Annotated in this window: 12 protein-coding genes, 6 tRNA genes and 3 rRNA genes; all 21 read left to right on the forward strand. The window is 45.3% G+C overall.

Going from position 1 to position 21591, the window contains the following annotated elements; all coding sequences use genetic code 11:
• Window positions 1-95: 95 nt before the first annotated feature.
• The 21 genes from LP667_RS02235 (at window position 96) to LP667_RS02345 (ending at window position 21462) form a co-directional block, all read left to right on the forward strand.
• Entirely contained in the window at window positions 96-1700 is a 1605-nt protein-coding gene (locus LP667_RS02235; RefSeq protein WP_021732316.1) for a putative polysaccharide biosynthesis protein, read from the forward strand.
• A 2-nt stretch (window positions 1701-1702) separates the two neighbouring features.
• A complete protein-coding gene (locus LP667_RS02240) occupies window positions 1703-1984 on the forward strand; it encodes an RNA-binding S4 domain-containing protein (protein WP_033609598.1) in 282 nt (93 codons plus the stop codon).
• Window positions 1985-2104: 120 nt separating this feature from the next.
• A complete protein-coding gene (locus LP667_RS02245) occupies window positions 2105-2503 on the forward strand; it encodes an FtsB family cell division protein (protein WP_021732314.1) in 399 nt (132 codons plus the stop codon).
• Between the two features lie 124 nt (window positions 2504-2627).
• Window positions 2628-3170 (forward strand): S1 domain-containing RNA-binding protein, encoded by a 543-nt coding sequence (locus LP667_RS02250; RefSeq protein ID WP_021732313.1) that lies wholly within the window; start codon window positions 2628-2630, stop codon window positions 3168-3170.
• A 1002-nt stretch (window positions 3171-4172) separates the two neighbouring features.
• Complete coding sequence (gene tilS, locus LP667_RS02265; RefSeq protein WP_021732312.1) at window positions 4173-5519, forward strand: tRNA lysidine(34) synthetase TilS; 1347 nt, start codon at window positions 4173-4175, stop codon at window positions 5517-5519.
• Between the two features lie 19 nt (window positions 5520-5538).
• On the forward strand, window positions 5539-6081 hold the full coding sequence (hpt, locus tag LP667_RS02270; RefSeq protein ID WP_003637712.1) for a hypoxanthine phosphoribosyltransferase: 543 nt from the start codon (window positions 5539-5541) through the stop codon (window positions 6079-6081).
• 80 nt (window positions 6082-6161) lie between these two features.
• Window positions 6162-8399: an ATP-dependent zinc metalloprotease FtsH gene (gene ftsH / locus LP667_RS02275; protein WP_021732311.1), complete on the forward strand. Its 2238-nt coding sequence runs from the start codon at window positions 6162-6164 to the stop codon at window positions 8397-8399.
• A gap of 147 nt (window positions 8400-8546) precedes the next feature.
• Window positions 8547-9434 carry an Hsp33 family molecular chaperone HslO gene (gene hslO / locus LP667_RS02280; protein ID WP_021732310.1) on the forward strand — a complete coding sequence of 296 codons (888 nt, stop codon included), beginning with the start codon at window positions 8547-8549 and terminating at the stop codon, window positions 9432-9434.
• Window positions 9434-10441, forward strand: a complete 1008-nt coding sequence (gene dusB / locus LP667_RS02285) for a tRNA dihydrouridine synthase DusB (RefSeq protein ID WP_021732309.1) — start codon at window positions 9434-9436, stop codon at window positions 10439-10441. The genes hslO and dusB overlap by 1 nt, the downstream gene beginning before the upstream one ends.
• A gap of 103 nt (window positions 10442-10544) precedes the next feature.
• Window positions 10545-12044, forward strand: a complete 1500-nt coding sequence (lysS, locus tag LP667_RS02290) for a lysine--tRNA ligase (protein ID WP_021732308.1) — start codon at window positions 10545-10547, stop codon at window positions 12042-12044.
• A gap of 584 nt (window positions 12045-12628) precedes the next feature.
• Window positions 12629-14195: ribosomal RNA gene (locus tag LP667_RS02295) — 16S ribosomal RNA — on the forward strand.
• A gap of 86 nt (window positions 14196-14281) precedes the next feature.
• A tRNA-Ile gene (locus tag LP667_RS02300) sits at window positions 14282-14356 on the forward strand.
• A 42-nt stretch (window positions 14357-14398) separates the two neighbouring features.
• Window positions 14399-14471, forward strand: a tRNA-Ala gene (locus LP667_RS02305).
• A gap of 159 nt (window positions 14472-14630) precedes the next feature.
• A 23S ribosomal RNA gene (locus LP667_RS02310) occupies window positions 14631-17551 on the forward strand.
• Window positions 17552-17622: 71 nt separating this feature from the next.
• Window positions 17623-17739, forward strand: a 5S ribosomal RNA gene (rrf, locus tag LP667_RS02315).
• The 16S, 23S and 5S rRNA genes sit together here with 4 tRNA genes alongside, the layout of an rRNA operon.
• A 6-nt stretch (window positions 17740-17745) precedes the next feature.
• A tRNA-Asn gene (locus LP667_RS02320) sits at window positions 17746-17818 on the forward strand.
• A 45-nt stretch (window positions 17819-17863) separates the two neighbouring features.
• Window positions 17864-17936, forward strand: a tRNA-Thr gene (locus LP667_RS02325).
• Between the two features lie 917 nt (window positions 17937-18853).
• Window positions 18854-20326, forward strand: a complete 1473-nt coding sequence (locus tag LP667_RS02330; RefSeq protein WP_021730901.1) for a peptide MFS transporter — start codon at window positions 18854-18856, stop codon at window positions 20324-20326.
• A 54-nt stretch (window positions 20327-20380) separates the two neighbouring features.
• Entirely contained in the window at window positions 20381-21223 is an 843-nt protein-coding gene (locus tag LP667_RS02335; RefSeq protein ID WP_050584253.1) for a metallophosphoesterase, read from the forward strand.
• A 75-nt stretch (window positions 21224-21298) separates the two neighbouring features.
• A tRNA-Tyr gene (locus LP667_RS02340) sits at window positions 21299-21381 on the forward strand.
• A 9-nt stretch (window positions 21382-21390) separates the two neighbouring features.
• Window positions 21391-21462: transfer RNA gene (locus tag LP667_RS02345), tRNA-Gln, on the forward strand.
• Window positions 21463-21591 lie beyond the last annotated feature (129 nt).

The following is a 21591-nucleotide window of genomic DNA, read 5'->3' on the forward strand; positions in this document are numbered from 1 at the left end:
GCATGACCAGATCGAGTTAATTCGGTCAGGTTGGTGGACTAAGTGAAAAGTAATTTAGGATAAAACACCGAGTTGGTCGGTAGAAGGGATTTGTTATGCCAAAGGATCACTTGAACACCATGTTCAAAGGTGCATTAATTTTATCGATATCATCATTGGTCGCTAAGATTTTAAGCGCGGTATACCGAATTCCCTTACAGAACATGGTTGGTAATACGGGGTTTTACGTTTATCAGCAGATTTATCCGCTTTATGGTATTGGCATGACTTTTGCATTAAATGGATTTCCAAACTTCATTTCTAAGTTAGTTGCTGAACAGCCGGATGAAACTAGCAAGTCACTGATTGCACGCCGAGCGTTTCATATTCTATCAGGATTATCATTAGTCGTCTTTTTCGGTTTGCAACTCGGTGCAACGTGGATTGCGGCCCATATGGGGGACGTTAATCTAGCTCCCATTATTAGTGCCGTGGCGTGGATGTTTGTTTTCATGCCGTGGCTGGCCACGGGCCGGGGCTACTACCAAGGTAAGTTTTTGATGGGACCGACTGCGATTTCTCAGTTGATTGAACAAGTTGTACGCGTCGCAATTATTATTATGGCTGCTTACTTCAGTGTGCGACTCGGCTGGGATAATTATCGGATGGGTACGTGGGCGATGAGCTCAGCCCCACTAGCCGCGATTTGCTCATCATTGATTTTTACCGCTTTTGGATTGAAGTATTTATTAGCGCCGGCTCCGGAACCAACCCACACGTTGCCTAGCTATCGGAAGTTGACAAAGCGATTCGTGGTTGAAGGTGGCACGTTATGTCTGGTAGCCGCCGTGGTTATTTTGTTACAACTAGTGGACTCGTTCACGGTGATGCGCGGGTTAGTACGACAAGGTCAACTGCCAGAAGTCGCCAAAGCACTTAAGGGGGTCTATGACCGTGGTCAGCCCTTGGTTCAGTTAGGGTTAGTGGTGGCAACTGCCTTTTCGGCAACATTATTACCAGCTTTGACGGATGCCTTAGCCAAGCGTCAACCGATTGAATTTAAGCGTCAGACACAGGCAATGGTTCACGTTAGCTTGGCGTTATCAATGGCCGCAACGGTCGGGTTAGTTGCGTTGATGCCGCAGATCAACCGCTTATTATTTGGTTCACTAGAAGGGACAACTGCTTTACGAATTTACATTGTTAGTATTTTGTTTGCAGCGTTGATTACAACGTATACGAGCGTTTTGCAAAGCTTGAATCAATACACCGCGATGATTATAGGTATTGTTGCGGGGTTGGCGACTAAAGTATTGGCTAACTATCTCTTTGTAGTTCATTATGGGATTAATGGTGCTAGTGCGGTGACGGTGTTGAGTCTGGCCGTAATGTTTGCCGTGATGTGGTTAGGTTCGCCAGAAGATTTGCAGCAAGTATTGCTAGAAAGTGGTTATTTAATAAAATTGCTCGCAATCAGTGCGGTGATGGGACTCGTGGTTATCCTTAGTTGTCATCAAATGACCGCTTTGGTTGGGCCAGTACTAGCGCATACGCGTGGAATGGCTGGAATCGTGACAGTGATTGGGGTCATTCTTGGCGTGCTGGTGTTTGTTGCCGGGGCCGTGTATGCCCGGCTGTTCACGATTCGCGAGTGGTTAGTATTGCCATATGGAAAACGGCTAATTAAGGCCGTTGCAAAAGGAAAGGAACATCATTCATGAGTATGCGTTTAGATAAGTTTTTAAAAGTTTCACGAATTATTAAGCGGCGTTCTGTCGCGAAGGAAATCGCCGACAAGGGCCGGATTCAAATTAACGGTAAAGTGGCGAAATCTTCTAGCAACGTGAGTGTCGACGATGATCTGATTATTAGTTTTGGTAATAAGACATTGACGGTCAAAGTGACGAAGTTGTTGGAAACGACTAAGAAAAATGATGCTGAATTAATGTATGACATTATCAGTGAAGATTACAAAACGGATTACCGCCAACCATTCAGCGACTAGTTAGGTGTCTCCGTTCATTGAAATGGTCGTAAACGTTGACTTAATCAGTATGATGTCGTTTACACCGGCCGATGAAGTTGTTATAATTTAGGCAACCCAATTTGAAAGGACTGGACCAGCATGACGAACGGGTCACGTAGTAAGATCAAACAGTTAGATAATGATTATATTCGTCAAGTTGCAACCGACGAGCATGGGCAAGCCCAACGCGTCGCGCAAGTACGGCGACGACGGTTTATTTTGATTGTTGCGGTGTTCGGGGCATTGATACTATTTTTTGGTTTTCAATTGATTAATACGCGGTCAAATCTGCACCAGGTGAATCGTCAAGTTGCGACCAGTCAAGTTAAATTAAAAAAGGTACAACAAAAAAATGATCAACTGGAAGGTCAGATCAAACAGCTGAATAATAAGGATTACTTACAAAAGTTATTACGTTCAAAGTATGATTATACGAAGAGTGGCGAAACAGTCTACAGCTTACCAAATGATAATGCTGCGGATGTAACTGCCAATTAGTCGGGATTGTGGTCTGCTTTAAATAAGTAGACCACTTTTTATAGATTGCTTAAATGTATAACTCAATATTTCACAAAGTATGCTATACTAAAACCATTATTTCATAGGAGGAACAACTTTTTTTATGGCAATTGAAGTAGGTACAAAAGTCACTGGTAAGGTATCTGGGATTACTAATTTTGGTGCATTTGTAAGCTTGGGTAATAATCAAACGGGGCTAGTACACATCAGTGAAGTTTCCGATGGATTCGTAAAGGACATTCATGATGTCTTAAGCGTGGGTGATGATGTTACGGTCAAAGTGTTATCCGTTGGAAATGATGGTAAGATTGGTCTGTCAATCCGCAAAGCGGTTGACAAACCGCAGGGTGAACATGAACATCATGGCAATCATCAAGGTGGTAACCGACCAAGTAATAACCATCAAGGTAACAATCACGCCCATGGTGAACACCAGAGTAATGGTAGTCATCATGAGCGTTCGAATAATTTCCATAGCCGGGGTGGCAATGGCGGTGGCCGTTTCCAATCGCGGCAGCATGAGCCTAAGAAGCAAGACTTTGATTCATTGATGTCTGGCTTCTTAAAGGATAGTGAGGATCGGCTAGCGACCTTAAAGCGTAATACTGAAGGTAAACGTGGTGGTCGCGGTGGTCGTCGTAGCTAAACTTAGTGACTTGCCATTAATCTAGTTAAATTTAGAAGCACGGTGCGGCTATCAGAGTCACGACCGTGCTTTTTTTGTGGGACGGCGCCCTTTAAAAGCAGTTTATTCTTAGGACGTTAGCTAATCGACAAGTTCTAACCATAGATAAAGCCAATGTATGCGCGTTATGCATTAGCATGGATCATGATTAAAACGTGCCGTTTGTTCAAAGCTTAAAAGCGGCCAGCTTAGACCCGCTGGAAAAAGTTCGATTTAGCGTAGAACTTTTTGATTTGCACGTCCTACGCCGACTTCCAGGCATTTCAGCCAATTGCTGGAACGCGGTGGACACAGATTTAAGCCGCAACCCACGTCTTAAATACTGGTCTTCCACTAACCAAGCAAAGGACGCTTGCTAAGTGGAATTTCACCGCTGAGCATTGGCCGAAACGCCTTCCAGTCGGGACAATATTCGAATGGCCGACATGTGCGTACCCAACTTTTGCTGGATTTGTCATTGTTTTTCATAAACGATAATTTTGTTAATCAACTGTCAGACTGAAAATGATATTGAGCCAGCTCACTAATCCTGAATCGATGTAGTAAGATTTAATCTCTCGACAAAGTACTAATGCACCTAACGCTTTGTTTAAAGTTTCAGTATCAAAATAGCCAACGATAAGTTATACAAAGTTAAGTGGCCGTTCATCTGCCATTCGAGTGGCTTCCCGACTGGAGGGGCTGGGTGACAATGCTCAGTAGCCAAATTATTCTTAGCTGGAAGTGATTTCCTTCCGGCTTAGAATAAGACTCGTATTTGAGATGACGCGGGTTGGGCGTTAGCTCAAATCGACGTCGGCTGCGTTCCAGCAATTGGCACCCAGCCCCGGAGGTCGGCATAGGACGTTCCCGTGCTGACGAACAGTAATCCAACTTAAACGGCACGTTTTAATCATGATCCATGCCAACGTAACTAAGACAACGAGTAATCGATTAATAATGAAGGTTAGATGGGAGGTTCAGATGACACCAATTCAAAAGTTTCACCGTCAATTAGCGGCGGCCAAGCTATTATCGCCACAGCAGACAGTCGTAGTGGCTGTGTCAACGGGGGTCGATTCGATGGTGTTGTTGCATTTGCTGCAGCAATTACCAATGACGGAACGACCACAACTAGTAGTGGCCCACGTTAATCATCATTTGCGAGACCAGAGTCAAGCAGAAGCAGATTACTTACGACGATATTGCCAACAGCAACATTTGAAATTAGTGTTGGCAGATTGGGTGACTGCGGAGCACCCTCAGAGTGGAATTGAAGCGGCGGGACGGCAATTTCGGTACCAGTTTTTCGCTAATGTCATGCATGATAATCAAGCAGCAGCTGTATTAACGGCCCATCATGCTAATGATCAAGTAGAAACATATATCATGAAGCTTGCTCGTGGTGGCGATATTGCACAATTGACTGGTATTGCGGCTAGTCGACCATTTGCAACGGGCCAGTTAGTACGACCGTTGTTAACGTGGTCGAAAGCCCAATTACGAGATTACGCCACCGAACAGCATGTCGTTTATTTTGAAGATGTGACTAATCAAGATGTACAGTTAACTCGCAATCGCATTCGTCAGCGGGTCGTGCCTGAGCTCATGACGGTTAACCCGCAGCTATTGAACCATGTTGCCGATTATCAGCAACAGTTGGCGACGTTGTTAGCGGCTAAGGCGCAAATGGTCACGGTACTGCTATCACAGGTCATAACGTCGACAGGTGCTTTGCTTGTTAGTCAATGGTCGACATTGCCGAGCCAGTGGCAATTAGCCGTCTTCTCGACCTGGTTAGAAAAGCAAACCCACCAATTATTTACCGAGTCGAAGTTACAGCCGTTGGTATCGTGGGGACAAAGACAGCAACCAGCCGCTAGTAGACTAACATTAAATGCGACTTGGGAGTTGCATCGTAACGCTGGTATCATTGAAGCTTTGCCAATAAAAAAAAGGGTTAAAAAGTTAATGCCCCATGAAAAAATTATGGTAGACTTAAATCAATGGCAGAAAATTACGACAACCCAAACGGTGGGAATCTTTACACAAGCGCCCAATGTAACTAGTCAGCCGTTTTGGTTAACAACAACCGATTGGCCGCTCATGTGGCGACCGTGGCAAGCTGGTGACCGCATCGCTCTCAAGGGTGGTGGTCATCAGACGGTGCGCCGACTGTTGATTAATCAGAAGGTTCCGGTTGAGTTACGTGGACAGGTACTGGTGTTAGTGAATGCTCAAGGGAACGTCTTATGGGTGGTCGGTCATAAATTTAGTTATCGAACGGCTGGCACCCAGACAGTATTTTTAGCCTTAAAACACGAGAGTTGAAAGGAGTACATCTGAAACGATGAACAACGACATTGAACGAGTACTTTATAGTCGCGAGGATATCCATCAGGTTGCACAAAAATTAGGAAAAGAACTGACAACTGCATATGCTGGTAAGAACCCATTAATTATTTGTGTACTCAAGGGTGCCGTCTTATTTACCACTGACATTATCCGTGAGATGGATATTTACGCGGATCTTGATTTCATTAACTTATCAAGTTATGGTAACGAAACGATTTCTAGTGGTGAGGTTCAGCTAACCAAGGACTTGGATGCGGACGTTACAGGGCGTGATGTGCTAGTTATTGAAGACATCATTGATACTGGTCGGACATTAAAGTTTTTGGTCGACTTGTTGAAACGGCGCGATGTGAACTCGGTGAAGGTCTGCACGCTTTTGGATAAGCCAGCTGGTCGACTCGTTGATATTAAGGCGGATTATATTGGTTTTGAAGTTCCTAATGAATTTGTGGTTGGCTATGGCCTTGACTATGCAGAACGCTATCGGAACTTACCGTACGTTGGGATTTTAAAACCTGCAATTTACGAGCATAAATAATTGGTCAATGATAGTCAAATGTGCTATTATTTAGACTATCGAAGTAACTGTATATAAAAGTTTCGATGAAGGAGGCACATATGAACAATCGACGCAATGGACTCTTTCGTAATAGCTTATTTTACATTTTGATGTTCTTGAGCTTGATGGGAATTATCTACTTTTTCTTTGGCGGTAATTCTAGCTCACAGACGCAAAATATTCGTTATAGCGAATTTGTCAAACAATTAGATAAGAATAACGTTAAAAACGTTAGTATCCAGCCTAGTGGCGGCGTCTACAAGGTAACTGGTTCATACCGGAAAGCACGGACGACTTCTTCTGCAAACGCCCTTGGTATCAAGAGCGCATCGACAAAGACGACGTCGTTTTCAACAACGATGTTAGAAAACAACTCCACGGTTGATCAAGTTTCCAAGTTGGCGGCTAAGCATGACGTTAAGGTGACGGCGAAAGCCGAAGAATCTAGCGGTATCTGGGTCACGTTATTAATGTACATCGCGCCAGTCATCCTAATGTTGTTCCTCTTCTATATGATGATGGGACAAGCAGGACAAGGCGGCGGAAACAACCGGGTGATGAACTTTGGTAAAACGAAGGCTAAACCAGCTGACAGTAAGCAAAACAAAGTTCGTTTCTCAGATGTTGCCGGTGAAGAAGAGGAAAAACAAGAATTGGTCGAAGTTGTCGAATTCTTGAAAGATCCGCGGAAGTTTGTGTCATTAGGCGCACGAATCCCATCTGGGGTACTTCTTGAGGGGCCTCCTGGTACTGGTAAAACGTTGCTTGCTAAGGCGGTTGCCGGTGAAGCTGGTGTGCCATTCTTCTCGATTTCTGGTTCTGACTTCGTCGAAATGTTCGTCGGGGTTGGTGCTAGCCGGGTGCGGGACTTATTTGAACAAGCTAAGAAGAACGCCCCATCCATCATCTTTATTGATGAAATTGATGCGGTTGGTCGGCAACGTGGCAATGGTATGGGCGGCGGTCACGATGAACGTGAACAAACCCTGAACCAATTGTTAGTTGAAATGGATGGTTTTACAGGTAATGAAGGGGTCATCGTCATGGCGGCGACAAACCGTTCTGATGTGCTTGATCCTGCCTTACTGCGGCCAGGCCGTTTCGACCGGAAGATCTTAGTTGGTCGTCCGGACGTCAAGGGTCGGGAAGCCATCTTAAAAGTCCATGCTAAGAATAAGCCGTTAGCAGCTGACGTTGATCTGAAGGAAATTGCTAAGCAAACACCTGGGTTCGTGGGTGCCGATTTGGAAAACTTATTGAACGAAGCGGCGCTGTTAGCTGCTCGTCGTAATAAGAAACAAGTTGACGCTGCGGATCTCGATGAAGCTGAAGATCGGGTCATTGCTGGTCCAGCTAAGCATGATCGGGTCGTGAACAAGCATGAACGGGAAACCGTGGCTTATCACGAAGCTGGTCATACGATTGTTGGGTTGGTCTTGAATGATGCGCGGGTCGTGCATAAAGTCACGATTGTGCCACGGGGTCGTGCTGGCGGTTATGCCATCATGTTACCGCGTGAAGATCAGATGCTGATGTCGAAACGTGATGCGAAGGAACAAATGGCTGGTTTAATGGGTGGTCGTGCTGCTGAAGAAATTATCTTTGGGGCTCAATCATCAGGTGCTTCTAATGACTTTGAACAGGCAACGCAAATTGCCCGGGCAATGGTTACTCAGTATGGGATGAGTGAAAAGCTTGGTCCCGTTGAGTTAGAAAATGCCAACCAACAAGCAGCTTACCAACAAGGTATGGGTGCGAGTGCCTTTTCACAACATACGGCACAATTGATCGATGATGAAGTCCGGCGTTTGAGCCAAGAAGCGCATCAAACTGCTACGGATATTATCGAATCACACCGTGAACAGCATAAGTTGATTGCGGAAGCGCTACTGAAGTACGAAACGTTGGATGAAAAGCAGATTCTCAGTTTATTTAAGACTGGTAAGATGCCTGAAAAGGATCGTAATGAATTTCCAAGTGAAAAAGCGGCGACCTTTGAAGAATCCAAACGTGAATTGGAACGACGCGAAGCTGAAAAGCACGCGCAAAACCAAAGTGCGGATGATCAGCAAGTTGATTCAGCCGATACGACGACTGATGCCAGTGTTGCTGAACCAAGTTTCCCAAGTGAATCGAATGCTAGTTCAGAAGTTAGTGCTGACAGTAGTGTCAATTCAACGGCTAATTCAGCCACTGAATCAGCTACCGACAGTGATGTCGCAACTTCAGCCACTGGTTTACCAAATGCTGAAAGTGCTACACCATCATCGCAGGATGATACTAATTCGCAAGCGTAGTATTGAATAAAGTAAAATGAAGGAGCTGGGACTTTGTCTCGGCTCCTTTTATGCGTTATGATATTTCAGGAAAATAAATCAATTGCGGTAATTCGGTTATGAGCGTCGGTCGCAATTAAAGACGGATTGAGATAGGAGTATGATTAAATGGCAGATTATTTAGTAAAAAGCGTCGCGGGTAACGAGATGTTTCGAGCGTACGCAGTTAGTGCAACGGGCGTGGTTGCTGAAGCCCAACGCCGGCATGATACCTGGAGTGCGGCATCAGCAGCGTTAGGCCGCAGTTTGGTCGGCACGTTATTATTAGCATCATCAGTTTTAAAGGGTGAGGAGCAGATGACCGTTAAGATCAATGGTAATGGTCCTGTTGGTGGTATCGTTGTTGATGGCAATGCTAATGGTACGGTCAAGGGGTACTTACAACATCCCCATGTGCATTTGCCTTTGAATGATCAACATAAGATCGATGTGAAGGCGGCTGTTGGTACTGACGGCTTCTTATCAGTTACTAAGGATCAAGGCGTTGGGGATCCATTCACTGGAACGGTGGCGTTAGTTTCTGGTGAATTGGGCGAGGACTTCACGTATTACCTAGCACAGTCCGAACAGATTCCATCAGCAGTTGGGTTATCGGTGTTTGTGAATGATGATAATTCGATTGGAGTTGCCGGGGGCTTTTTGGTGCAAGTATTGCCAAATGCGACGGATGAAGCCATCAGCTCGCTAGAAAATAAGCTCAAAGACATGCCATTAGTTTCCCAATTGATGCGTGATGGCAAGTCACCAGAAGATATTTTGGACTTGTTGTTTGATGGCGACGTTAAAGTGTTAGATAAGATGCCGGTCAAGTTTGAATGTGATTGTTCTAAAGAGCGGTTTGCCGAAGCACTAATGGCTTTGCCAAAACATGAAGTCCAAGCCATGATTGATGAAGATCATGGTGCCATGGCAGTTTGTCATTTTTGTGGGGACCAGTATCAGTTCAGTGAACGCGAACTAGAAGCAGTGCTCTCACGGTCTAAGGGTGACGCTTAATGAATCGGGAGTGGCAGATTGGTGACGTGACGATTCCTAATCGGGTCGTGGTGGCGCCGATGGCTGGTGTGACTAACGCGGCCTTTCGAGTGATCTGCAAGGATTTTGGTGCGGGGTTAGTCGTTTGCGAGATGATTTCCGATCGCGGTATTATGTATCAGAATCGCAAAACTTTAGAGATGATGTTCGTTGATCCGAAAGAACACCCGATGAGTATTCAAATTTTTGGCGGTTCGAAAGCGACATTAGTTCAAGCTGCCCAGTTTGTTGACCAGCAGACCAATGCTGATATTATTGATATTAATATGGGCTGTCCGGTGAATAAGGTCGTTAAGACTGATGCGGGCGCTAAGTGGCTTTTAAGTCCAGATAAAGTCTACGAGATGGTCGCAGCCGTGACTGCTGCGGTTAATAAACCGGTGACGGTCAAGATGCGAACTGGTTGGGACGCAGAGCACGTATATGCCGTTGAGAATGCGCGGGCTGCCGAACGGGCTGGTGCAGCTGCCATTGCAATGCATGGACGAACTCGTAAGCAGATGTATCAAGGCCATGCAGATTGGGACGTGTTAAAACGGGTGGCGGACGCCCTCACGATTCCATTGATGGGTAATGGTGACGTTCAGACACCTCAAGATGCTGCGCGGATGCTCAGTGAGGTTGGTGCAGATGCGGTCATGATTGGTCGGGCAGTTGAAGGGAATCCTTGGATGCTCACCCAAACTGTGCACTACTTGGCAACCGGAGAATTACTGACCCCACCGACACCGATGACTAAGATGCAAACAGCGATGGAACATTTACAGCGGTTAGTGGCGTTAAAAGGTGAGCGAGGTGGTTGTCACGAGTTTCGCGAACAAGCACCGTACTATTTAAAAGGGATTCCGAGGTCGGCCCGAACCAAAGTGGCGTTAATGGAAGCTGAGTCGCAGGCAGAAATGATACGCATTTTAACGCAGTTTCAGGAGCAAACGGCAACTTATTTAGCTAGTCACGTGGTAAAGTGAATAATTAACTTGCATTTTGGCGGCGTGATTGTCAAAATTAACATGTAGTGATTGTTTAGGTATGGATGAATTCTGTACGCTAACTAGAAATGGAGGAACACTAGTGGCACGACAAGAACAGACGATGAACGACCAACTGAAGGTTCGTCGCGAAAAAATGGATGAACTGCGTGAAGAGGGGATTGATCCCTTTGGTCACCGGTTCGAACGGACTGATTTAGCCCAAGACTTGCAAGACAAGTATGGGGAGATGGATAAGGACGAGCTAGACGCTAAACAAGTGGTGGCAACCATTGCTGGACGGATGCTAGCTAAGCGTGGTAAGGGGAAAGTCGGCTTTGCTGATATCTGGGATCGCTCAGGTAAGATGCAGTTATACATTCGTAAAGATGTTGTCGGCGAAGATACTTACCATATCTTCAAGCGTTCTGACATTGGTGATTTCCTTGGAATTACCGGCCAAGTCTTTAAGACGGACTTTGGCGAATTAACGATTAAAGTGACTGGTTTGACGTTCTTATCAAAGGCGTTACGGCCATTACCAGATAAGTTCCATGGGTTACAAAATGTGGAACAGATCTATCGCCAACGGTATTTGGATTTGATCTCTAACCGCGATAGCTTTGACCGTTTCTTGAAGCGGACGAAGATCATTTCAGCGATTCGGCATCATTTAGACGATCAAGGCTTCACAGAAGTTGAGACACCAATGTTGCATAATCAGGCTGGTGGTGCGGCAGCACGGCCATTTGTGACTCATCACAATGCTTTGAACATTGACCTCTACTTACGAATTGCGCTGGAACTACATTTAAAGCGATTGATTGTTGGTGGCATGGAAAAGGTCTATGAAATTGGTCGGGTCTTCCGTAATGAAGGGATGGACCGTGAACATAATCCTGAATTTACCATGATGGAAACCTACGTTGCCTATTTCGACTTCCATGATGTGATGGCTGAGACGGAAGGCATTTTTAAAGCAGCTGCTCAGGCAGTTTCTGATGATGGCATTGTCACTTATCATGATCAAAAAGTTGATTTCAATCAACCATTCAAACAAATTCACATGGTTGATGCAATCAAGGAAAAGACTGGGATTGATTTTTGGCAACCGATGTCGGTTGAAGATGCTCAAAAATTGGCAGATGAACATCACGTGAAGTATGAACCATATTGGAAAGTTGGTCATATCATTAATGCGTTCTTTGAAGAATTTGTTGAAGACACGTTGAATGAACCAACCTTTGTTTATGGTCATCCAGTTGAGATTTCACCATTGGCTAAGAAAAATGAGGAAGATCCACGATTTACGGATCGTTTCGAACTCTTCATCTTAGGTAATGAATATGCCAATGCGTTCAGTGAATTGAATGATCCAATCGACCAACGGCAACGTTTCGAAGCCCAGGCTGCGGAACGAACTGCTGGTAACGATGAAGCTGAACATATTGATGAAGACTTTGTTGAGGCGTTGGAATACGGTATGCCGCCTACTGGTGGGTTAGGTATCGGGATTGATCGGTTAGTCATGTTAATGACGGATGCGGATTCAATTCGTGACGTTTTACTATTCCCAACGATGCGTCCAGAAGAAGATAAATAAATTTAAAACGGTATTTAGCCTGATTTAGTTAGGCTAGATACCGTTTTTGTTTGCAGCTATCATATAACTTAACTTCAGAAAGCGGTTCATTCAAAAAAAGTTGAATTATTTTTATCCGAACATTATAGCTTTCTTTTAGTCTAAAATTAGAATTCTGTTTAAATATTCAAGCGTGTTCAAATTAAAAATGGCTATATGAAACTTAAATACCGTACATTGATAAAATAAATTAAATGACATGATATTATTGACTGGTTATTTTTGCATTTTAGGGCTTGCAATTTATCTGGATAATTGGTAAATTAGTATACGTTGTTGAGGCGCACAAAGCGGTTAGCCACTTGCTTCCAACGGAAATTAATTATAAAAAGTTGTTGACAAGATATTGATAACTTGATATGATGATTAAGTTGCGTTGAGGTAATCAACGAACGATTTAGACCTTTGAAAACTGAACAAAGTTTCGACGAATCAAATGTGTAGGGTCTCTTGATTTTGAATCAAGAGCAAAAACATTTGCGAAGTCAATTCGCTAGCAAATAAATTTTAGTACAACTTTAAATGAGCTTTTTAGAACTCATCATTAATTTGAGAGTTTGATCCTGGCTCAGGACGAACGCTGGCGGCGTGCCTAATACATGCAAGTCGAACGAACTCTGGTAATGATTGGTGCTTGCATCATGAATTACATTTGAGTGAGTGGCGAACTGGTGAGTAACACGTGGGAAACCTGCCCAGAAGCGGGGGATAACACCTGGAAACAGATGCTAATACCGCATAACAACTTGGACCGCATGGTCCGAGTTTGAAAGATGGCTTCGGCTATCACTTTTGGATGGTCCCGCGGCGTATTAGCTAGATGGTGAGGTAACGGCTCACCATGGCAATGATACGTAGCCGACCTGAGAGGGTAATCGGCCACATTGGGACTGAGACACGGCCCAAACTCCTACGGGAGGCAGCAGTAGGGAATCTTCCACAATGGACGAAAGTCTGATGGAGCAACGCCGCGTGAGTGAAGAAGGGTTTCGGCTCGTAAAACTCTGTTGTTAAAGAAGAACATATCTGAGAGTAACTGTTCAGGTATTGACGGTATTTAACCAGAAAGCCACGGCTAACTACGTGCCAGCAGCCGCGGTAATACGTAGGTGGCAAGCGTTGTCCGGATTTATTGGGCGTAAAGCGAGCGCAGGCGGTTTTTTAAGTCTGATGTGAAAGCCTTCGGCTCAACCGAAGAAGTGCATCGGAAACTGGGAAACTTGAGTGCAGAAGAGGACAGTGGAACTCCATGTGTAGCGGTGAAATGCGTAGATATATGGAAGAACACCAGTGGCGAAGGCGGCTGTCTGGTCTGTAACTGACGCTGAGGCTCGAAAGTATGGGTAGCAAACAGGATTAGATACCCTGGTAGTCCATACCGTAAACGATGAATGCTAAGTGTTGGAGGGTTTCCGCCCTTCAGTGCTGCAGCTAACGCATTAAGCATTCCGCCTGGGGAGTACGGCCGCAAGGCTGAAACTCAAAGGAATTGACGGGGGCCCGCACAAGCGGTGGAGCATGTGGTTTAATTCGAAGCTACGCGAAGAACCTTACCAGGTCTTGACATACTATGCAAATCTAAGAGATTAGACGTTCCCTTCGGGGACATGGATACAGGTGGTGCATGGTTGTCGTCAGCTCGTGTCGTGAGATGTTGGGTTAAGTCCCGCAACGAGCGCAACCCTTATTATCAGTTGCCAGCATTAAGTTGGGCACTCTGGTGAGACTGCCGGTGACAAACCGGAGGAAGGTGGGGATGACGTCAAATCATCATGCCCCTTATGACCTGGGCTACACACGTGCTACAATGGATGGTACAACGAGTTGCGAACTCGCGAGAGTAAGCTAATCTCTTAAAGCCATTCTCAGTTCGGATTGTAGGCTGCAACTCGCCTACATGAAGTCGGAATCGCTAGTAATCGCGGATCAGCATGCCGCGGTGAATACGTTCCCGGGCCTTGTACACACCGCCCGTCACACCATGAGAGTTTGTAACACCCAAAGTCGGTGGGGTAACCTTTTAGGAACCAGCCGCCTAAGGTGGGACAGATGATTAGGGTGAAGTCGTAACAAGGTAGCCGTAGGAGAACCTGCGGCTGGATCACCTCCTTTCTAAGGAATATTACGGAAACCTACACACACGTCGAAACTTTGTTTAGTTTTGAGAGGTCTAACTCTCAATTTAATAAGCGTTTTTTGGGCCTATAGCTCAGCTGGTTTAGAGCGCACGCCTGATAAGCGTGAGGTCGATGGTTCAAGTCCATTTAGGCCCATTGGAACCGAACCAGTTGGTTCCAATAAGTTGAATACCTCATGGGGAATTAGCTCAGCTGGGAGAGCACCTGCTTTGCAAGCAGGGGGTCAGCGGTTCGATCCCGCTATTCTCCATTGACGACGTTGGTCGTCATTGAAACTTGTTCTTTGAAAACTAGATAATATCAAATATATTTTTTCATAATGAAACCGAGAACACCGCGTTTTTTGAGTTTTTTATTGAAGTTTAATTATCGCTAAACTCATTAATCGCATTTACCGTTAGGTAAATGAGGTTAAGTTAACAAGGGCGCATGGTGAATGCCTTGGCACTAGGAGCCGATGAAGGACGGGACTAACACCGATATGCTTCGGGGAGCTGTACGTAAGCTATGATCCGGAGATTTCCGAATGGGGCAACCCAGCAGTTTTAATCAACTGTTACCACTAGATGAATTCATAGTCTAGTTGGAGGTAAACGCTGTGAACTGAAACATCTCATTAGCAGCAGGAATATAAAGAAATTTCGATTCCCTAAGTAGCGGCGAGCGAACGGGGAACAGCCCAAACCAAAGTGCTTGCACTTTGGGGTTGTAGGACTGAACATTTGAGTTACCAAAGAATTTGATAGTCGAAGGATTTGGGAAAATCCGCCATAGATGGTGATAGCCCAGTAGATTAAATCAAGTTCTCTCAGTTCAGGATCCTGAGTACGGCGGAACACGTGAAATTCCGTCGGAATCCGGGAGGACCATCTCCCAAGGCTAAATACTACCTAGTGACCGATAGTGAACCAGTACCGTGAGGGAAAGGTGAAAAGCACCCCGGAAGGGGAGTGAAATAGTTCCTGAAACCATGTGCCTACAATAAGTCAGAGCGCGTTAATGCGTGATGGCGTGCCTTTTGTAGAATGAACCGGCGAGTTATGATCCCGTGCAAGGTTAAGACTAAAAAGTCGGAGCCGTAGCGAAAGCGAGTCTGAAATGGGCGTTTTGAGTACGAGGTTGTAGACCCGAAACCAGGTGACCTATCCATGTCCAGGTTGAAGGTGCGGTAAAACGCACTGGAGGACCGAACCCGTGTAAGTTGAAAATTGCTGGGATGAGGTGTGGATAGCGGTGAAATTCCAAACGAACTTGGAGATAGCTGGTTCTCTCCGAAATAGCTTTAGGGCTAGCCTCGGAATTAGGATCATGGAGGTAGAGCACTATTTGGACTAGGGGCCCGTCTTGGGTTACTGAATTCAGATAAACTCCGAATGCCATTGATTCATATCCGGGAGTCAGACGATGAGTGATAAGATCCACCGTCGAAAGGGGAACAGCCCAGACCATCAGTTAAGGTCCCTAAATGTATGCTAAGTGGAAAAGGATGTGGAGTTGCATAGACAACTAGGATGTTGGCTCAGAAGCAGCCACCATTTAAAGAGTGCGTAATAGCTCACTAGTCGAGTGATTCTGCGCCGAAAATGTACCGGGGCTAAGCATACTACCGAAACCATGGATGCGACCATTAGGTCGCGTGATAGGAGAGCGTTCTAAGGGCGGTGAAGCAAGATCGTGAGGACTTGTGGAGCGCTTAGAAGTGAGAATGCCGGTATGAGTAGCGAAAGATAGGTGAGAATCCTATCCACCGAATGACTAAGGTTTCCTGGGGAAGGCTCGTCCTCCCAGGGTTAGTCGGGACCTAAGTCGAGGCCGAGAGGCGTAGACGATGGATAACAGGTTGAGATTCCTGTACTAGTTAAGTGCGTTTGAGCAATGGAGGGACGCAGGAGGCTAAGATGTGCATTCTGTTGGATTAGAATGTCCAAGCAGTAAGTCTTGTGAAGAGTCAAATGCTTTTCACTTTAAGGACAAGCTGTGATGGGGAGCGAAATTTAGTAGCGAAGCGTCTGATGTCACACTGCCGAGAAAAGCTTCTAGTGAGTACTTAACTACCCGTACCGCAAACCGACACAGGTAGTCGAGGAGAGAATCCTAAGGTGAGCGAGTGAACTCTCGTTAAGGAACTCGGCAAAATGACCCCGTAACTTCGGGAGAAGGGGTGCTGATCGCAAGATCAGCCGCAGTGAATAGGCCCAGGCGACTGTTTATCAAAAACACAGGTCTCTGCAAAATCGTAAGATGACGTATAGGGGCTGACGCCTGCCCGGTGCTGGAAGGTTAAAAGGATGGGTTAGCTTCGGCGAAGCTCAGAATTGAAGCCCCAGTAAACGGCGGCCGTAACTATAACGGTCCTAAGGTAGCGAAATTCCTTGTCGGGTAAGTTCCGACCCGCACGAAAGGCGTAACGATCTGGGCACTGTCTCAACGAGAGACTCGGTGAAATTATATTGTCCGTGAAGATGCGGACTACCCGCGACAGGACGGAAAGACCCCATGGAGCTTTACTGTAGCTTGATATTGAGTGTTTGTACAGCTTGTACAGGATAGGTAGGAGCCATAGAAACCGGAACGCTAGTTTCGGTGGAGGCGTTGGTGGGATACTACCCTCGCTGTATGACCACTCTAACCCGCACCACTAATCGTGGTGGGAGACAGTGTCAGGTGGGCAGTTTGACTGGGGCGGTCGCCTCCTAAAAAGTAACGGAGGCGCCCAAAGGTTCCCTCAGAATGGTTGGAAATCATTCGCAGAGTGTAAAGGCACAAGGAAGCTTGACTGCGAGACAGACAGGTCGAGCAGGGACGAAAGTCGGGCTTAGTGATCCGGTGGTACCGTATGGAAGGGCCATCGCTCAACGGATAAAAGCTACCCTGGGGATAACAGGCTTATCTCCCCCAAGAGTCCACATCGACGGGGAGGTTTGGCACCTCGATGTCGGCTCATCGCATCCTGGGGCTGTAGTCGGTCCCAAGGGTTGGGCTGTTCGCCCATTAAAGCGGTACGCGAGCTGGGTTCAGAACGTCGTGAGACAGTTCGGTCCCTATCCGTCGCGGGCGTAGGAAATTTGAGAGGACCTGTCCTTAGTACGAGAGGACCGGGATGGACATACCTCTGGTGTACCAGTTGTGCCGCCAGGCGCATCGCTGGGTAGCTACGTATGGATGTGATAAACGCTGAAAGCATCTAAGTGTGAAACACACCTCGAGATGAGATTTCCCATTCCTTTATGGAAGTAAGACCCCTGAAAGATGATCAGGTAGATAGGTTAGAAGTGGCAGTGCGGTGACGCATGAAGCGGACTAATACTAATCGGTCGAGGACTTAACCAAGTAATTGGTGTTCCGGTTCATATGAAAATATTTGATATTAGCTAGTTTTGAGAGCACAAGTTTCTCAATAGTGTGGTGACGATGGCGAGAAGGATACACCTGTTCCCATGTCGAACACAGAAGTTAAGCTTCTTAGCGCCGAGAGTAGTTGGGGGATCGCTCCCTGCGAGGGTAGGACGTTGCCATGCGATTATTCCGACATAGCTCAGTTGGTAGAGCGCTTGACTGTTAATCAAGATGTCGACGGTTCGAGCCCGCCTGTCGGAGTGACATAGATGTTGGCGATTGTGTTAACATCTATTTTTATATCATGCCGGCTTAGCTCAGTTGGTAGAGCATCGGTATCGTAAACCGAGGGTCATCAGTTCGACTCTGGTAGCCGGCACTTGTGAGGCGGGACGTGGTTCTCGTCTTTTTATTTTTAGTGAATCATATTATTGAAATTAAGTAGCAGGCTTGCATAATTGTGCAAGCCTGCTTTTTTAGATAATGTGCGCCTGAGTTGATAACTAAGCAACTTACAGTCTGCCATGGTCCGTCGCAGAGTAAACACCCAATAATCCGCTACCGATTTGCGCATTCATTTTTCCAATCTGCTTTGCATATCGATTAACGGAAGTGTTTAAGTACATGGTCGAATTGTTCCGATATCGCGTAACCCTAAGTTTGAATTCTATGACCACGCCTAAAGCCGTACTAGTTATTAGTTGTTTTACCTAGTTGTTGTCAATATGTTGGGATATCGGTTAGCAGCGGCTTTCTAAGATAGAAGGTAACTAAAACAGTACATGTGTTCTAAGTACAAATCAAAGATCAATGATAGTTACTATGTTTTTGGGGGGACTGACAATAATAGCTACCTCACTAGTTCTTGCAATCGGTAATTTAATGGTGCTTTACCGGCTAGTCTGATAAATCGTGAAGGAACAAGGATATTGTTTTTGAGACTGATAATCATCGTTTAACGTTTTGTTTAATTAGATTTTTTATGTTAATGGCGATCGTTTTCCATTTGAACACTATTAATTATTTTATATTAAATTAGAATTTGATGTCAATTCTAAGTCGTAACAAGTCGCACTAAATGTCTTAGTAAACACTTTTGAGCGGCACAATGGGGTTTTGAACTATCTGATGATTTTGGATAAGCATACGCTTGATGGTTATTAGATTAGAAAGTGATTAGTGCTATTGTTGATTAAGATTAAGGCTAGTATAATAGTTATTATGTTTAATTAAGAAACAAAACTTGTTACTTTTAAACGAAGTACAAACTGGTTAAGAAGTTTGGAGGAATCTCTATTGGATAAGGAACAAAAACTGGATCGGTCGTTCTTTGGCCAACCCCGTGGTTTACGGACGTTGTTCTTCACTGAAATGTGGGAACGATTCAGTTACTATGGGATGCGTGCGTTACTGATCTATTACATGTACTACAGTGTGGCAAAGGGTGGCCTTGGGTTCGACCAGGTTACTGCCGCATCCATCATGTCAATTTACTCGGCCTTAGTTTACGTTTCCAGTGTTCTTGGTGGCTTTTTGAGCGACCGGGTCTGGGGTAGTCGTAAGACGGTCTTTATTGGTGGGGTCTTCATTATGTTGGGGCACATCGTGTTATCGACACCGTTTGGGGTTGGTGCATTATTTGTCTCGATCGCACTGATTGTTATTGGGACTGGGCTACTAAAGCCTAATGTATCTGATATGGTTGGTCAATTATATACTGCAGAAGATACCCGTCGTGATGCTGGCTTCAGTATCTTCGTTTTCGGGATCAACTTGGGGTCCTTAGTTGCACCTGCCTTGGTTGGCCGGATTGGCTTAAATGTTAACTTCCATTTAGGTTTCTCCTTGGCTGCCATTGGGATGTTCTTCGGTTTATTGCAATACTACTTTGATGGTAAAAAGAATTTGAGTTCTGCTAGTCTGTATCCAACTGATCCGTTGGAACCTGGTGACTTGAAGAAGATTATTCGCCGCACGATTTTGGGTATCATCGGAATTGGTCTGATTTTACTCCTAATGCAACTGATGAACGCGTTAACGTTAGCCAATGTAATCAGCTTAATTAGTATTTTAGTTATTTTGACACCGATTGTTTACTTTATCTTGATGTTAACGTCTGAGAAAACTGATGCAACTGAACGTTCACGGGTACGGGCCTATATTCCGTTATTTATCGCTGCTGCACTGTTCTGGGCGATTGAGGAACAAGGATCGGCCGTATTAGCGTTATTTGCAGCTAATCGTGTTAATTTGGATCTTGGTTTTATTCACTTAGCAGCATCTGATTTTCAAATGTTAAACCCATTGTTCATCATGATCTACACAACGCCGTTCGTATGGTTGTGGACGAAATGGGGTAAGAAGCAACCTAGCTCACCAGCCAAGTTTGCGGTTGGGTTAGTCTTTGCAGGGGCGTCATACTTAATCATGGCATTGCCAGGGGCCCTCTTTGGGACGGCTGGTAAAGTTAGCCCATGGTGGTTAGTGGCTAGTTGGGCCGTCGTTGAAATTGCGGAAATGTTGATTTCACCAATCGGTTTGTCGGTTACGACTAAGTTGGCACCAAAAGCGTTCGCATCACAAATGATGAGTATGTGGTTCTTGACTGATTCTGTAGGTAGTGCGATTAACGCACAAATCGTACGCTTCTATTCAACTCAAACTGAAGTCCCATACTTCGCGATTATCGGGATCGTGAGTGTACTGCTTGGTCTTCTTCTCTTCATGATGGTGCCAATGATTAAGCGTTCAATGCAAGGCATTCGTTAAATTGAATATTTACTCGAAGATATGTTATCTTAGTGATAGCATATCTTTTTTATTTTGGAGGGGTTGATCATCGTGCGGCTGGCTTTTAGTAGTGATAATCATTTTGATGTTAACCGAGTGGATGCGACCGCCATGATGCGTGCCCAGGCAACTTATTTATTGCAAAATGGGGTCCAGTTATATTTAATTGCTGGCGACCTCTTCAACGATTTTCAACGTAGTCAACAATTTGTTGTTGATTTACAGGCACTATTGGGCGCACAGACGCGTGTTTATTGGATCGCAGGTAATCATGACATGGTACATGGTATTTCGTTTGACGAGCTTGAAACTGGGCATTTTGATGGCTACCTTCATAATCGGTATGTCGACATTCCTGGTACGGATTGGCGCGTGATTGGACATAATGGGTGGTATGACTATCAATATGCTGCGCAAGTCCCAGATACGACTACGGCTGACTTCTTACACTGGAAGAATGCGTTTTGGATTGACCGGGCTATTAAGCAGCCAATGAGTGATGCGGAGCGTACGGATCTGATGTTAAATCAAGTTACAGCACAGCTTAACTTAGCCGCTACTGAAAACAAACAGGTCGTGTTTATGACTCACTTTGTTCCTCGGGTTGATTACTTGCGCTTTTCTGATGATAATCGGTTCTGGAATATGGCTAATGCCTTAATGGGGACCCCGCGGTTAGGACGACTGTTGGAACAGTTTAACGTGGCCCACGTTTTATTTGGTCATCTGCACGTCCACCCACAACCACGGGTGTTTGGTCAGACAACCTATTATGACCAAGCGGTAGGGTATGGACTTAAGCGTATCAACGAATGGCGTGCTAATAATTTCATGGCTGAGTGGTATCAGGATACGCAATTTCTGGATTTGAAATAAAAACTGAAAAAACTTTGAAAAAAGTCTTGATTTTTTATTCAAAATTATGTATTCTAATATAGTTGAATGATTTACGGAGGGGTAGCGAAGTCTGGCTAAACGCGGCGGACTGTAAATCCGCTCCTTCGGGTTCGGTGGTTCGAATCCACTCCCCTCCATTTCATTATTGGGCTATAGCCAAGTGGTAAGGCAACGGGTTTTGATCCCGTGATGCGCTGGTTCGAACCCAGCTAGCCCAATTGTTACGCCTTTCGTCGTTAATCAGGTCTTATGACCTTGATATAACGACTTTTTTATTGGTTTAAAACTGTATTAATGACAGTGGGGGTACCACTTCGAGAGCAATGTGCGACGAGCTCTTGAAGTGG

This window comes from Lactiplantibacillus paraplantarum, from assembly GCF_003641145.1.
Classification (GTDB): Bacteria; Bacillota; Bacilli; order Lactobacillales; family Lactobacillaceae; genus Lactiplantibacillus; species Lactiplantibacillus paraplantarum.